This is a genomic window from Pseudomonas sp. VA159-2, assembly GCF_024126635.1.
In the GTDB taxonomy this organism is placed as follows: Bacteria; Pseudomonadota; Gammaproteobacteria; order Pseudomonadales; family Pseudomonadaceae; genus Aquipseudomonas; species Aquipseudomonas muyukensis.
In genome coordinates, this window is the sequence record NZ_JAMYBV010000024.1 from 20,130 (window position 1) to 34,906 (window position 14,777).

Sequence of the window (14,777 nt, forward strand, 5' to 3'; positions counted from 1 at the left end):
GGGGTGCACAAGCTCGCCTTCTTCGTCCCCGACAGCCATGTCGAAGTGGTCAAGGCCGCTGTGTTCGCCGCTGGCGGCGGACGCATCGGCGACTACGACCACTGCGCCTGGCAGACCCGCGGCCAGGGCCAGTTCCGCCCGTTGGACGGCAGCCAGCCGTACCTCGGGCAAACCGGCCAGGTGGAGGTGGTCGAGGAGTGGAAGGTGGAGCTGGTGGTGGCCGACGAGCTGATCGTTCAGGTCGTGGCCGCGCTTAAGCACAGCCACCCCTATGAAACACCGGCCTACGAAGTCTGGCAGTTGCTGGACATTTGAAGGGGCGGTGGGACAGTTGCACGAAAAAGGTGGGCATTTGCCCACCTTTTTTGCGTTCTGCGCCCCTGTAGGAGCGGCCTCGTGTCGCGATAGGGCCGCAAGGCGGCCCCAGCGATCTGTGCATGACCGCTCGAATCCAGGGGCCGCTGCACGCCCCTTTCGCGACACAAGCTCGCTCAGGGAGTGGCTGAAGCCCGATCATCCTGCAAAGCGCAACTGCAGGCGAAAAAGTGCTCAGGTAACCCTGTGTTTTCAGAACAGAGGGAACGTGTTGCGGAAACTGTCATTGAGCTTGATCGGCTGGAAGTGCGGGTTTTCGCTCAGCTGTTTGACCCTGTTCTTGGACCGCTCCATCTCCTGCTTGCGGTGCCTTTCGAAGTAGCTGGCGGACTTACCATCCTCGATAGCCTGGGCATTGGTGGCGCTCCAGGCGCTGACGATATCGTCCTGCCATTCGCTGTCATTGGGATGGAGGAGGAAGCTGGAGGCAAGGTCCTGCAGCTCGATCCAGTCGATGGACTCCGTTTCATCCTTGGCCCAGATCGCTCGCATCTTCACCCCGACTTCAAGCACTGCCCACTGGGCCAGCCGGGCCGCCAGCGTATGGAAGGGATGGTCGTCATGGTCCTTGGCCAGTTGGGTGTGGGTAGGATCGACGCCGGGTTCGGTGTTGGGGTCGCCGAGTGCCGTCTGGTGGTCATGTACCAGTTCGCCAATGGGCACCAGTGCTTTCTGCAAGTAGGCATTCATTATCTGGCTGACCAACCTGTCTGGCTTGCCAATGGCCCACAGCAGTCTCGAACTGAACCTCACGAGGGGGTTGCTACGTATACCGTCACGGATCGCCAGCAGGGTGTTCAGTGCGTTGTACCAGCGCCGATCTTCCAACTCGGACAGGACCAGCAGCAAGGCTTTGTCGGTTCGCGCGCGGTAACCGGGTTGCCGTTTATCCTTCGGGTCCTTCGTGGAGAACAGTATCTTGCCCAGGGGTTCGACGACGCTGGCGATGACATCCAGGCTGCTGAAAAGCCCGGTGACAACCGGTAAGGCATGGCGGTACTCGCCATTCGGCGTGGTCCATGGCAAAACCGCGTGGCCTTGCTTGATCAGGCTGAGCTCGACGAAGTTGGAGTGGGCAAAGTAGTCCTCCAGCACATGCAGGGCCTCACCGAAGCAGCGCATGCCATCTGGGGTCTTGCCGAGCGTCGCCGCCTCGAACAGTTTATGGCGCATGTAGCTTTCGGCGTAATCGATGTGGTGCTTTTTCGAGGTATGCGGGTTTACCTGGGTTTGTGCATCGCCGGGCCTGACCAGCGCTTCGAAGTCTTCGTCGATCGTTCGGGGATCCACAGCGGCTTCGTCGAGGTTGGTGGGGTTATCGATATGTTCGGAGGGTCGATATACGCCCAGCATCTCCTTGGTCACACGGTAGGCTTCGCGATCTTCATCGGTTTCTTGCAGGCTGCTGAATTCTTCGTGGGCGAAGATATCAATGATCTGCGCGAGGACTTCCCTGGGCAACTGCCAGGGCTGCTCTTGGCTTGCGCCCGCCGGACGCACGATCTTGGGGTCGACGATCTGCGAGTGGTCGCGTAGCCAGTTACCAAAGTAGATCGCCTTGCATTCACGTTCGGTGAACCCGGCGTCCTTGAGAATGTGCTCGATGGACTCGTGGCCGAAGGAGTGCTCCGAACCGTTGCCTGTGCCAGCGCCGAATCGAGGTTGGATGACCAGGCTGTCGGGTTCCTGTGGCAGGAGGTCCTCAAGGTCCGGTGCGGCGCTGAAATCCAGCTGCAGGGGGGATGTTTCTTCAGCGTTGGTGTAATCGCCGAAGACTGTCCCTGTCTCAGGGGTACTGTCGAACAGGGCCAGCATCGCAGCGTAGTTATGGCCGACCTCTTCGGCCTCGAGCAGCTCCGGCATTGGCTCCAGTGCGTCGAGCTCGGACGCGAACAACGCATGCAGGTGGCGGCCGAACGCACTCAGCATCTCGATCAGCAGGTCGGGCGCGGTGGTCGGGTCTTCCAGGGCTTGCTCGATAGCGCTGATGTCGACACTGATGGTGCGGGTGTCGCTGTCGTAGCTGGCGATGCGCTCGGCGTCTTCGTCGACGCGGTGCTCCGGGTTCTCCACCTCGCCCGAGAGCAGGGCATCGCGAAACTTGGTGAAGAGCGTCGCAGGGACGTCATAGCCGAAAATCGGCATGAACATCAGTACAAATTCCAGCTCGCCGGTGGTGCGTGCAATCCCGGTCAATTGGTCCAGGGCAAAGGTGCTGTTCAGTTCGCTCATGGTGGCGTCCTCATCAATGGTTGGGACGGCCACAGTGCTGTTCGGCGGGCGGTAAAAGAATATGGAACAACTGCCCTACAGTGGCTTCAGCCTGGTCCTTCTGTGGGAGCGCTTGTTTCTTGCGAGTTATTGCGGTGTTTTCCTACGCGCAGGGTGAGGGGCAACACCGCTGACGGCTGTGCCCCTGCATGACCCGTCAGCTGTCCAGTGCCTGGCTCAGCGACGCTGCCCGAGGGCCCAGCAGCAAATGCCAAACGCCATTCGGCTGTGGGCTGATACCTAGGCAACCCAGGTTCATCAGCCGTGAGGCGTCGACGCGCTGCTTATCCTTGAGCTCGATGCGCACCCGGCTTAGCGCCACGCACTGCGCGTTGAGCAGGTTTTCCCGGCCGCCTAATGCTTGCAACCATGGTTCGGCGTCCACCGTCTGCGGCAGGGGCGCCGGCACCTGCGCACCGAGTGGATTGGCACTGGCGCCAAGCGGCAGTTGGGCACGAATTTCATCCGCCAGCGCATCAGCCATTGGCCCGACCACCACCTGCAGGCTGCCGCCGCTGCCGGGGCGTACCACGGCCAGGGCGCCAAGGGCTTTCAAGGCCGGGTCGTTGGCCAGGGCGCGGTCGGCCAACACCAGGCGCAGGCGCGTGGTGCAGGCGTCGACACCTTGCAGGTTGGCTGCCCCGCCCAGGGCATCGATGTAGCGGCGCCCTCGGGCGGCATCGGCGCTGCTGCCGGGCTGGGTGGCCGGCTGTTCTTCGCGCCCCGGGGTTTTCAGGTCGAAGCGGCGGATGCAGAAGTCGAACACGAAGTAGTACAGCAGCGCGTATGCCAGGCCCAGCGGGAACACCAGCCAGCCGTTGCTGGAGCGGCCCCAGCCCAGGGCCATGTCGATGGCGCCGCCGGAGAAGGTGAAGCCGAGGCGAATGCCCAGCAAATCGCAGATGGCCATGGACAAGCCGGTGAACAGGGCATGGATCAAATACAGCAGGGGCGCAAGGAACATGAAGGCGAACTCGATCGGCTCGGTCACCCCGGTCAGCGCCGAGGTCAACGCCATCGACAGCAATACCCCGCCGATCAGCTTGCGTCGCCCCGGCAGGGCATGGCGGTACATGGCCAGGCAGGCGGCGGGCAGGCCGAAGATCATCACCGGGAACATACCGGCCATGAACTGCCCGGCGTGCGGGTCGCCGGCGAAGAAACGCGCCAGGTCACCGGTGACCACTTGCCCGCTGGTTGCCTGGAAGCTGCCGAAGACGAACCACACCAGGTTGTTGAGGATGTGGTGCAGGCCGGTGATGATCAGCAGCCGGTTGAGCACACCGAAGAAGAACGCGCCAATGCTGCCGCTCTCCAGCATCAGTTGGCCGAGGTCGTTGATGCCGTGCTGGATCGGCGGCCAGATCAGGCCGAACAAGAGCCCGAGGAACACCGCCGAGACCCCGGTGGCGATGGGCACGAAGCGCCGGCCGCCAAAGAATGCCAGGTAGTCCGGCAGCTGGATGTCCTTGAAACGGTTGTACAGGCCGCCACCGAGCAAGCCGCAGAGGATGCCCGCGAGCATGCCCATGTCGATCTTCGGATCGATCACTTTCAGCGTCGCCACCAGCACCAGGTAGCCGATGGCGCCGGCAAGGCCCGCGGTGCCGTTGTTGTCACGGGCGAAGCCCACGGCGATACCGACGGCGAAGATCAGCGCCAGGTTGGCGAAGATCGCTTGCCCGGCATCATGCACCAGGACAATGTCGAGCAAGTCGGTATCGCCCAGGCGCAGCAACAGGCCGGCGATGGGCAGGATGGCGATGGGCAGCATCAAGGCGCGGCCGAGCCGTTGCAGGCCCTGGATGAAATGCTGGTACATGGTGCGCTCCGATTATCGTTGCAGGGCCGCGGCGGCGGTCGGTTGGACGAGGGGCTGGGCGGCGAAGTCTCGGCAGGCCTGGCGTACCGCGGCGGCGCTGGCCAGGCCCAGCAGGCCTTGGCTGAAGCGGCGACAGGCACTGGCGTCGAGCTGACGAACCAGGGCCTTGATCTCACCGATCTGCGGCGCGCTGACCGACAGCTCGGCCACGCCCAGGCCGACCAGCACCGGGGTGGCCAGTGGGTCGCAGGCCAGCGCGCCGCATACGCCAACCCAGCGGCCATGTTTCGCCGCGCCCTGGCAGGCCAGCTCGATCAGGCGCAGCAGCGCCGGGTGCAGGGCATCGACCCGTGCCGCCAACCCGGCATGGTCACGGTCCATGGCCAGGGTGTACTGGGACAGGTCGTTGGTGCCGATGGAGAAGAAGTCGGCATGCTCGGCCAGGCGCTCGGCGAGCAGCGCCGCGGCAGGCACTTCGATCATCACCCCCAGTTCGGCGCGCTCGCCGATGCCCAGCTCGGCGGCCAACTGGTCCAGGCGCTGGCGAATGGCGAGCAGTTCGTCGACCTCGGTGACCATCGGCAGCATGATCCGGCAACGGCGTTGCGGGCTGACCTGCAGCAGCGCGCGCAGTTGCTGGTCGAGCAGTTCCGGGCGCACCTGGCCCAGGCGGATGCCGCGCAGGCCCAGTACCGGGTTGGCCTCGGCCGGCAACGGCAGGTAGTCGAGCTGCTTGTCGCCGCCGACGTCGATGGTGCGGATGATCACCGGGCGCTCGGCCATGGCGTCGAGCACGGCCTGGTAGGCGGCGAGCTGCTCGGCTTGGTCTGGCGCGGTGGGGCGGTCGATGAACAGGAACTCGCTGCGCAGCAGGCCGATGCCGTCGGCACCTTGGGCCAAGGCCTCGGCGGCCTCCTCGGCACTGGCGACATTGGCGGCGACCTCGATCAGCTGGCCATCACGGGTGCGGGCGCTCTGCTGGGCGGCGGCCTGCTGGCGTTGGCGGGTTTCGCGGCGCTGTTGCACATGACGCTGCACCTCGGCCAGGCGCTGCGCATCAGCCTCGGTTTCCAGGCGGCCCAGGTCGGCGTCCAGCACCAACGGCGTACCTGTGGGCAGTTCCAGCAGCGCTTCGCCCACCGCCACCAGGCACGGCAGGCCACGGGCGCGGGCAAGGATGGCGACGTGCGAGGTGGCGCCACCGGCGGCCATGCACAGCCCGGCGACTTCATGGCGGGCCAGCAGCAGCAGGTCGGACGGGGTCAGTTCATGGGCGACGACAATGGCCGAGGGCGGTAGGCGCAGTTGCCGGGTTTCACCAAGCAAGGCCCGCAGCACGCGCTGTTGCAGGTCGTACAGGTCGTTGGCGCGCTCGGCCAGCAACGGGTTGCCCAGGTTACGCAGGATCTGGCACTGGGCATCGATGGCACGGCTCCAGGCATGGCTGGCGGCGACGCCGTTGGCGATATGCTGGCGGGCGTCGCCGAGCAGGGCCGGATCGTCGAGCAAGGCCAGGTGGGCCTCGAGGATCGCCGCCGCGTCCTCCTGGCCGCGTGGCAGGTGGCGCCAGTCGCGGTCGATGGCGTGGCGCACTTCGGCCAAGGCCGTATTCAACGCCTGGTGCTGAACGGCGGGGTCGTTGTCGCCGTTGTCGGGCGGCAGGCTGACCCCGTCCAGCCGGGCCAGCGGCCCTTGGGCCAGGCCCGGGGCTGCGCAGACACCGGTAAGCATGCCGGGCTCTGCAGCGGGCTTGGGCCGGGTGGGGCTGGTCGGCGCGTGCGCGGCATGGCGCTCACCGACCGAGGCCGTCTGCACGGCGGCGATCAACGCTTGCAGCGCGGCCTGGCTGTCCGGCCCGGTACAGATCAGTTCGACGTTGGCACCTTCGCCAACGCCCAGGCCCATGACCGCCACCAGGCTGTCGAGGTCGGCCTCGCGTTCGCCGAAGCGCAGCACGGCTTGGCTCTTGAAGCCTTGCGCGGTCTGGCGCAGCAGGGCGGCGGGGCGGGCGTGCAGGCCGCCCTGATGAGCGACCCGGGCATGGCCGCGTGCGCGCTCATGGCTGACCGGTCGGGCATTCGCTTCGTGAGCCGTGGCCTCGACCTCCAGCAGCGCCGCACCGAGCTGCGCAGTGCCTGTCTGCAGTCGCCTCAGGCCAAAGCCAGGGCCATTGCTGATCAGCATCACCGTAACCAGGCTGACACAGTGCTGCGCCACCTGGTCCATGTCGAAGCGCACCAGCGGTTGGCCTTGGCTGACCTGGTCGCCCAGCGCCACCAACGGCGAGAAACCACGACCCTGCAGTTGCACGGTGTCGACACCGATATGCAGGAGGACCTCTGCGCCGTTGGCCGCACGCAGGGTCAGCGCGTGGCCGCTGCGTGCCAACTGCACCACCTCGCCGGCGCATGGGGCGTGCAGCACGTCGTTGAGCGGATCGATGGCGACGCCGTCACCGAGGGTGGCGCTGCTGAACACCGGGTCCGGCACGTGTTCCAGCGGCACCAGCGGCCCGGTGAGCGGGGCATGGAGGATGATCTTGTTATTGTCGGGCATGCGCGGCTCCTCGCGGCTTCACTGCGTGCAGGTCACTTTGCTCAGGTGGCGCGGCTGGTCAGGGTCCAGGCCGCGGGCCTCGGCCAGGGCCGCGGCCATGATGTAGAAGCTCTGGATCGCCAGCAGCGGGTCCAGGGCCGGGTGTTCGGCGCAGCTCAGGGTCAGGTTGCGGGCGGCGATGTCGGCCGGCGCCGCCAGCAGCACCCGGGCGCCGCGCTGGCGCATGTCGGCGGCCAGTTGCAGCAGGCCGGCCTGCTCGACACCCCGGGGGGCGAACACCAGCAGCGGGTACTGGGCGTCGATCAGCGCCATGGGGCCATGGCGCACCTCGGCGCTGCTGAAGGCCTCGGCTTGGATCACCGAGGTTTCCTTGAACTTCAGCGCGGCCTCCTGGGCAATGGCAACGCCCGCGCCGCGGCCAATCACCATCAGTTGCTCGGCATCGCGCAGGGTGTCGATGGCCAGGCTCCAGTCCTGGGCGGCGGCTTCACGCAGTTGAGCCGGCAGGGCCAGGCCGGCCTCCAGCAAGGCGCGATCCTGGCCCCAATGGGCGACCAGGCGGGCGCTGGCGCTGAGGGTGGCGACGAAGCTTTTGGTCGCCGCCACCGACAGCTCAGGCCCCGCGCACAGCGGCAGATGGTGCTGGCAAGCCTGCTCCAGCGGCGAGTCGGTGGCGTTGACCAGCGAGACGGTGGTCGCGCCGCATTGGTCCAGGCGACGCAGGCTGTCGACCAGGTCCGGGCTCTGGCCCGATTGCGAGAAGCCCAACGCCACTTGGCCACGTACCCGCAGCGGCGACTGTTGCAGGGTTACCACCGACATCGGCAGCGAGGCCACCGGCAGGCCGAGCTGCTGCATGGCGAGGTAGGCGAAATAGCTGGCGGCATGGTCCGAGCTGCCCCGGGCCACGGTCAGCGCTACCTGCGGGTCGAGCCGACGCAGCCGTTCGCTGAGGGTTTCCAGGCGCCGGTCCAGTGCCTGGAGCTGTGTCTGCACCACATCGGCGCAGGCCTGCGCTTCTTCGAGCATCCTTGAACTCATGCGGTTTCTCCTTCGACCATCACGGCGGTCAGGTTCAGTTGGCGATCGAGCAGCACCGCGTCGGCCCAGGCGCCAGCTTGCAGGCGGCCACGGTCGGCGATGCCGAGGTAATCGGCGGGGTAGCGGGACAGGCGGTCGGATGCTTCGGCCAGCGGCAGGCCGATCTTCACCAGGTTGCGCAGGGCCTGGTCCATGGTCAGGGTGCTGCCGGCCAGGGTGCCGTCGGGCAGGCGCACGCCACCCAGGCACTTGGTCACGGTGTGGCTGCCCAGGCGGTATTCGCCGTCGGGCATGCCGGCGGCGGCGGTGGAATCGGTGACGCAGTACAGGCAGGGGATCGAGCGCAGGGCCACGCGTATGGCGCCCGGGTGCACGTGCAGTAGGTCGGGAATCAGTTCGGCATAGCGGGCGTGGGCCAGGGCCGCGCCGACGATGCCCGGCTCGCGATGGTGCAGCGGGCTCATGGCGTTGTACAGGTGGGTGAAGCTGCTGGCGCCGGCCGCCAGGGCCGCCACGCCTTCTTCGTAGCTGCCCAGGGTATGGCCGAGCTGCAGGCGGATGCCGCGCTGGCTCAGGGCCTGGATCAGCGGCAGGTGGCCGGCGACTTCCGGGGCGATGGTGATGACCTTGATCGGCGCCAGGGCCAGGTACTCTTCGACCTCGTCGAGCAGCGCCTGGTGGGCGAAGTTCGGCTGCGCGCCGAGCTTGCCGGGGTTGATGTACGGGCCTTCCAGGTGCACACCGAGGATGCGCGCGCCCTGGCGCGGTTGCCCGAGGTGCTCGCCCAGTTCGGCGAGCACGCGGCCCAGCTCCTCGCGCGGCGCGGTCATGGTGGTGGCCAGCAACGAGGTGGTGCCGAAGCGCCGATGGGTGCGGGCGATGGTGGCGAAGGCGTCGCCACCCTGCATGATGTCGCTGCCTCCGCCGCCATGCACATGCAGGTCGATGAAACCGGGCAGCAGGTAGGGCAGGTCGTTGGCCTGCGGGTCGCACGGGGTGCCCTCGATGGCCCGGATACGGCCATTTTCGAGGCACAGCTGGCCGCGCACCCAGCCGTCGGGGGTGAGGATGTTGGCGATGTCCATGGGGGCTCCGGTCAGCGTCGCAGTTCGGCGACGAAGTCGTAGTAGTCGTTGCGGCAGTAGGTGTCGGTGAGCTCGATCGGCGTGTTGTCGTCGAGGTAGCCGATACGGGTCATCAGCAGCATGGCGGTGCCGGGGGCGATGCCCACCTGGGCGGCCAGTTCGTCACCGGCGTTGATCGCGCGAATGTGTTGCAGGGCGCGGACCACCGGGCGGCCGAGTTGGTCGAGGTGCTGGTACAGCGAGTCGCCGATGGCCTGTGGGTCGCCGAGCAGGCGGGCAGGCAGGGTGCTGACCTCCACCGCCATGACGATGTCGTCGGCCTTGCGCAGGCGCTTGAGGTGGAGCACCTGGTCGGTGGGCGACAGGCCGAGGCGGATCAGTTCGTCGTTGCTTGGGCTGCCGATGCTGCGCTCGAGCCACAGCGAGCTGGGCGCGAAGCCTTTCATGCGCAGCATTTCGCTGAAGCTCGACAGGCGTGACAAGGGTTGTTCGAGGCGCGGGGTGATGAAGGTGCCGGAGCCCTGGATGCGCTGGATCAGGCCTTGTTCGAGCAGGACTTCGAGGGCCTTGCGCGCGGTGACCCGGGAGATGTCCAGGGTTTCGCTGAGGGTGCGCTCGGAGGGCAGGGCTTGGTCGGCGCTCCACTGGCCGGCGTGGATGGCCTGTTCGAGGTTGCGCGCCAGTTGCAGGTAGAGCGGGGTGGCGCTGGTGTCGTCGGGGCGCAGGGCCGAGAGAGGACGCATGGGCGGTGTCCGGTATTGTTGTTGGGTAGAAAGCTAATACCACTTTAATACCAGGTCAATACCACTGGTCTGGTCAGGAATCTCATTTTTGATTCTGGGGGGCGCTTTGCGACACAAGACCGCTCTTGTAGGAGCGGCCTTGTGTCGCGAAAGGGCGGCGCAGCAGTCCCGGCAATTCATCGGTCTACCCAGCCCTGCGCACCAACCCACACGCCAGCAACCCCATCTCGAACAGCAGCCACATCGGTACCGCCAGCATCGTCTGGGAAAACACATCCGGCGGCGTCAGGATCATCCCTACCACGAAACACCCGACGATCACATAGGGCCGGCTGCGTCGCAGCGTGGCCACGTCGGCGAGCCCGGCCCAGACCACGATGAAGGTCGCCACCGGAATCTCGAAGGCCAGGCCGAACGCCAGGAACAGCGCGAGGATGAAGTCCAGGTACAAGCCGATGTCGGTCATCATCGCCACCCCGTCCGGGGTCACGCTGGCGAAAAAGCCGAACATCATCGGGAACACCAGGAAGAACGCGAAGGCCATGCCGCCGTAGAACAGCACGATGCTCGACACCAACAACGGCAAGGCGATGCGCCGTTCGCGGCGGTACAGCCCAGGGGCGATGAAGCCCCAGGCCTGGTGCAGCAGCAGTGGCATGGCGACGAACAGCGCGCACATCGCCGTCAGCTTGAAGGGCGCAAGAAATGGCGAGGTGACGCTGGTGGCGATCATGCTGGCGCCTTCGGGCAGGTAGCGGCGCAGCGGTTCGGAAATGTGCGTGTACAGCGTCTGGGCGAAGGGGAACAAGCCGCAGAACACCAGTGCGACCAGCAGCAGGCAGCGCACCAGGCGCTTGCGCAGATCGCGCAGGTGTTCGGTCAGCGGCAGGCGTTCGAGGGCGACGGACATCAGGCACGCTCCTTGGCCGGGGCTGCATCATTGGCGGGCAGCGCGTCGAGCTGGATACCCTGGCGGATATCCTGCTCCAGGCGTTGCAGTGGCGCCGCGTCCAGGGCGGGCATGTCGAGCTCCCGTTGCACCTGGGCCTTGAGCGCGTTCATCGCCCGGCGCGCCTGGCCCAGGCCACGGCCCAGGCTGCGCGCCGCCAACGGCAGGCGCTCGGGGCCGAGTACCAGCAGGGCGACGATGCCCACCAGCAGTAGTTCGCTGAAACCGATCTCGAACATCAGGCCTGGCGATCCGGCTGGGCCTGGTGTACAGGCGGGTTGTTCAAGGTTGGCGGTTGCTGCTCGAGGTCTGCCTCGGCATTGCCACCCATGGATTTGCGAAAGCCCTGGATCGCCTCGCCCACATCGCTGCCCAGCCCCTTGAGACGCTTGGTGCCGAACAGCAGGAAGACGATCAACAGCACGATCACCAGTTGCCAGATTCCGATGCCACCCATGTAAGACCACTCCTGTCAGGTCGATAAAAAGGGAAGGCCAATCCTGCCTGGCGCAGATGACGCGCACATGACTGCCATCTGCCTGCAACAACCACCGTGTTGACTGGCGCTTTGAGCGGCGACAGGAAGGCAAGGATGGGGCGCGGGCAACAACGGGGCGCGGCACTGCTGATGGTGCTGGTGGTACTGGCGATGCTGGCCGCGGGGTTGGCCTGGCTGGTGGAGGACGGCCGCCGCCAGGTGGACGCGGTGCGCCTGCTGCACCAGCGGGTGCAGGTGCGGGCCATGGAGCAGGCAGGGCTAGCCTATGCCTCCCAGGCCCTGCGCGACCCGGCCTGGCGCGTCAGCCCGCTGTTCTGGCAGGCGTTGCGCGGGCAACCGCTGAGCTATGACTTTGGCGCGGGCAAGGCGCAGCTGCGGGTGATCGACCAGCACAGCTGCTTCAACGTCAATGCCCTGCTGGGCGAGGACGGCCCTCGGGCGCAGCGCCAATTGCGTTACCTGCTGGGCGATGACATGGCCGCTGCACGCCTGGTCGATGCCCTGGCCGACTGGCTGGACGCCGACAGCGATGCCCGCCTGCAGGGCGCCGAGAGCGCCCAGTACCTGCGCCAGCAACCGCCACGCCTGGCGGCCAACCAGCCGATGCTCGACAGCAGCGAACTGAACCTGTTGCTGGAGCCCGACAGTGGCCGCCAGGCGCGCTACCGGATGCTCTGCGCGCTGCCTTTGACCAGTGGCTGGCGGCTCAATGCCAATGCCTTGGGGCTGGAGCACCTGCCGTTGCTGGAGGCGATGTACGAGGGACGGTTCTCTGGATCGATGCTCAGCCGGATCATCAGCGGCCGGCCGGCGGCGGGCTACGTGGATGCCGCGGCATTGCGCCAGGCGCTGGGGGCGGTGGATGACGAGACCTTCGCCCGGCTCAGCGAAGGGTTGCTGCTCAACAGCGGCCATTTCGTGTTGCAGCTGTCGTTCGAGGAAGCGGGGCGCACGCTGCGCAGCCAGTTCCAGATCGAGGCGCTGGGCGTGGTGCAGTGGCACGCGCGGGTGCCGGCGCAGCAGGTAAGGGTCAGGGGGCGGGAGCCGGTGGCCTGGTAGCAGACAATCGCAGGTTGTGCGCAATCTGTGTAGGAGCGGCCTTGTGTCGCGAAAGGGGCGCGTAGCGGCCCCAGATTCTGAGCCACCATCAAAATCGCCGGGGCTGCTGCGCAGCCCTTTCGCGACGCAAGGCCGCTCCTACAGTGACCGCGCTAGCTTTAGCAGTGGAGCAAGACAGTTGCTCCCACAAGGTGTACGCAAACCCTTGAGGGAGCGGCCCGGCGCTTGGGGCGAATCAGGCGGTGCCGATCTCCCCGCCATCGTTACGCTGGATCACCACCGTCGAAGCCCGTGGCCTTACCGAGGTGCCGGCCGGCGTCAGGTCGGTGGCCTTGTCGGTGCTGGGCCAGTTGTCCGGGTGCTGGATGTTGACGAACATCGTCTTGTTGTCCGGGGTGAAGGTGATGCCCGTCACCTCGCAGCCATTGGGGCCGACGAAGAAGCGGCGCAGGTCCACCTGGTTGGTGGCGTTGACCGGGATCTGCTTGCCGTTGGCATCCACCAGGTCGGTGGGGATCACCGCCAGCAGCTGGTCGTTGGTGTAGCTGGTCAGGGTGGTCTCGCCGTTGTCGGTCTCGAACCACAACACGCCGCGGCTATCGAAGCTCATGCCATCGGGGCTGGCGAACTGGTTCAGTTCGGTCAGGCCCGAGCGGTTGATGTCCGGAGTGCCGGCGGCGTTGGCGCCGAACACGAAGATGTCCCAGGCGAAGGTCTTGTGATCGTCGCTGTCGTGCCAGCGGATGATATGGCCATGACGGTTCGGGCCGCGCGGGTTGGCCGCATCGACCTTGGCTGCGGTGCGCGCGCTGTTGTTGGTCAGGGTCAGGTAGACGTCGCCGTTGAGCGGATTGACGGCAGTCCATTCCGGGCGGTCCATCGGTGTGGCGCCGACGGCGTCGGCGGCGCCACGGGTGTTGAGGATGATGCCCGGCAGGTCGCCGAACTGCGCGCCCAGGGTGCTGCCTGCGGTGGTCGCGGTGGCCACGTCGAGCAGCAGCCACACGCCGGTGCCGTTGGCGTCGAAGCGGGCCACATACAGCTTGCCCTTGTCCAGGTACTTGGCGCCGGTGGCCAGGCGGTCGGCCGGGTTGGCGTCGGCCGGGTCCCACAAGGCGTCGGAGACGAACTTGTACAGGTACTCGTTGTTGGAATCGTCGCCGGTGTACCAGACCAGCGGCTTGCCGGCCACCGGCAGGCCCGGGCAGCAGCCTTCATGGCGGAAGCGGCCCAGGGCGGTGCGCTTCACCGCCAGGGTGGCGGCGTTGTAAGGGTCGATTTCGACGATGTAGCCGTAGGTGCTGGCTTCGTTGCGGAAGTCGTCGGTGGCGCTGGCGCCGGTAGGGGTGATGTCGAAGCGGGCGAACTCGCCGGCCACCTCGCTGGCGTCACCGGCGGCGGTCTCCCACTTGTACTGGCCGCTGCTGCTGGACACGCCGATGCGCACCTGGTTGGCCGGGCGGGTGCCCTTGTTGACGAAGATCCCGGGCCAGTTCTCCTCGCAGGTCAGGTAGGTGCCCCACGGGGTGTAGCCGTTGCCGCAGTTGTTGTTGGTGCCGCGGCACTGGGTGCCGGCGGGCGAGAACTTGGTCTTGACGTGGTCGGTGCCGCGCATCGGCCCGGCGATGTCCATCAGCGAGACGGTGGTGAAGCGACGGTTGAGCGGGTCGTTGTCGACCACCTGCCAGCGCCCGTCGACCTTGCGAATACGCACCACGCCGGCGCCATGGGCGTTGATCTCCTTGCGCACCTCCTCGACCGGGCGCTTGCCGGCGACGGTGGTAGGGCCGGCCGGGTGCAGCGCGGCGGTGTCGATGTATTCGAAGTTGATCGCCAGCAGGCCGTCGCTGGAGCTGCCATTGATGGGGAAGAAATGCATGCCGTCGTGGTGCATGCCCATGGCGTTGGCCTGGTCGCTGGCGCTGTTGCTGCCGTCGGCCTTCCACGGGTTGGCGCTGGCGTTCAGCGGCGTGCCCCAGGGCGCCAGCACGTAGGCGCTGTAGCCGGCGGCGACCACGCAGGCGTCGGTGCGCGAGCCGGTGATCGAATTGAAGCCCAGCTTGAGCTTGGGTTTTTCTGGCTGGGTGGGCGGGGCCGGATCGTCGTGGTTGGAGCCGCCGCCGCTGTCGAAGCAACCGCTCAGGCCGGTACCGGCGATCATGGCGATGGCGGCGCCGAGGCTGCCGCGAACCACGGCGCGACGGCTCAGGTAGGCGTCCATGACGCTGGCCATCGGTAGGTTGCCGCTGGGGTTGCGGTCCAGGTTATCGCCGCTGTCTCGACTCATCAGGGTGTCCTTTTTTTGGCTGAGTTGAAGGAAACCGCGACTGTAGACGGCAAGTATGATGATTGATTGTCAGTTTTGTTAACGCGCGTT

At 66.5% G+C, this 14,777-nt stretch carries 12 protein-coding genes; 2 read left to right on the top strand and 10 right to left on the bottom strand.

The window, feature by feature from the left end; translation table 11 throughout:
* Nucleotides 1-3: 3 nt before the first annotated feature.
* Entirely contained in the window at nt 4-315 is a 312-nt protein-coding gene (locus tag NJG22_RS19695; protein ID WP_217849712.1) for an NGG1p interacting factor NIF3, read from the top strand.
* Between the two features lie 252 nt (nt 316-567).
* On the opposite strand, the gene NJG22_RS19700 is transcribed toward NJG22_RS19695, so the two are convergent.
* From NJG22_RS19700 to tatA, 9 genes are all read right to left on the bottom strand, one after another.
* Nucleotides 568-2,607 carry a Het-C domain-containing protein gene (locus tag NJG22_RS19700; protein ID WP_253096887.1) on the bottom strand — a complete coding sequence of 680 codons (2,040 nt, stop codon included), beginning with the start codon at nt 2,605-2,607 and terminating at the stop codon, nt 568-570.
* A gap of 196 nt (nt 2,608-2,803) precedes the next feature.
* A complete protein-coding gene (nagE, locus tag NJG22_RS19705; RefSeq protein WP_253096888.1) occupies nt 2,804-4,468 on the bottom strand; it encodes an N-acetylglucosamine-specific PTS transporter subunit IIBC in 1,665 nt (554 codons plus the stop codon).
* A gap of 12 nt (nt 4,469-4,480) precedes the next feature.
* On the bottom strand, nt 4,481-7,024 hold the full coding sequence (gene ptsP / locus NJG22_RS19710) for a phosphoenolpyruvate--protein phosphotransferase (protein ID WP_253096890.1): 2,544 nt from the start codon (nt 7,022-7,024) through the stop codon (nt 4,481-4,483).
* Between the two features lie 18 nt (nt 7,025-7,042).
* The gene (locus NJG22_RS19715; RefSeq protein ID WP_253096892.1) at nt 7,043-8,065 is read right to left on the bottom strand and encodes an SIS domain-containing protein; all 1,023 of its coding nucleotides are present in this window, start codon (nt 8,063-8,065) and stop codon (nt 7,043-7,045) included.
* A complete protein-coding gene (gene nagA / locus NJG22_RS19720; protein WP_253096894.1) occupies nt 8,062-9,150 on the bottom strand; it encodes an N-acetylglucosamine-6-phosphate deacetylase in 1,089 nt (362 codons plus the stop codon). Before nagA ends, NJG22_RS19715 begins: the two co-directional genes overlap by 4 nt.
* 11 nt (nt 9,151-9,161) lie before the next feature.
* Entirely contained in the window at nt 9,162-9,893 is a 732-nt protein-coding gene (locus tag NJG22_RS19725; RefSeq protein WP_253096896.1) for a GntR family transcriptional regulator, read from the bottom strand.
* 184 nt (nt 9,894-10,077) lie between these two features.
* Nucleotides 10,078-10,803 carry a twin-arginine translocase subunit TatC gene (gene tatC, locus NJG22_RS19730; protein ID WP_253096898.1) on the bottom strand — a complete coding sequence of 242 codons (726 nt, stop codon included), beginning with the start codon at nt 10,801-10,803 and terminating at the stop codon, nt 10,078-10,080.
* Nucleotides 10,803-11,081, bottom strand: a complete 279-nt coding sequence (tatB, locus tag NJG22_RS19735; RefSeq protein WP_253096900.1) for a Sec-independent protein translocase protein TatB — start codon at nt 11,079-11,081, stop codon at nt 10,803-10,805. The genes tatC and tatB overlap by 1 nt, the downstream gene beginning before the upstream one ends.
* Nucleotides 11,081-11,299: a twin-arginine translocase TatA/TatE family subunit gene (gene tatA, locus NJG22_RS19740; protein ID WP_253096903.1), complete on the bottom strand. Its 219-nt coding sequence runs from the start codon at nt 11,297-11,299 to the stop codon at nt 11,081-11,083. The genes tatB and tatA overlap by 1 nt, the downstream gene beginning before the upstream one ends.
* A gap of 135 nt (nt 11,300-11,434) precedes the next feature.
* Between tatA and gspK the strand changes: the two genes are divergently transcribed.
* Nucleotides 11,435-12,400, top strand: a complete 966-nt coding sequence (gspK, locus tag NJG22_RS19745) for a type II secretion system minor pseudopilin GspK (RefSeq protein WP_253096911.1) — start codon at nt 11,435-11,437, stop codon at nt 12,398-12,400.
* A gap of 235 nt (nt 12,401-12,635) precedes the next feature.
* On the opposite strand, the gene NJG22_RS19750 is transcribed toward gspK, so the two are convergent.
* Nucleotides 12,636-14,687, bottom strand: a complete 2,052-nt coding sequence (locus NJG22_RS19750; protein WP_253096913.1) for a PhoX family phosphatase — start codon at nt 14,685-14,687, stop codon at nt 12,636-12,638.
* Between the last annotated feature and the right edge of the window lie 90 nt (nt 14,688-14,777).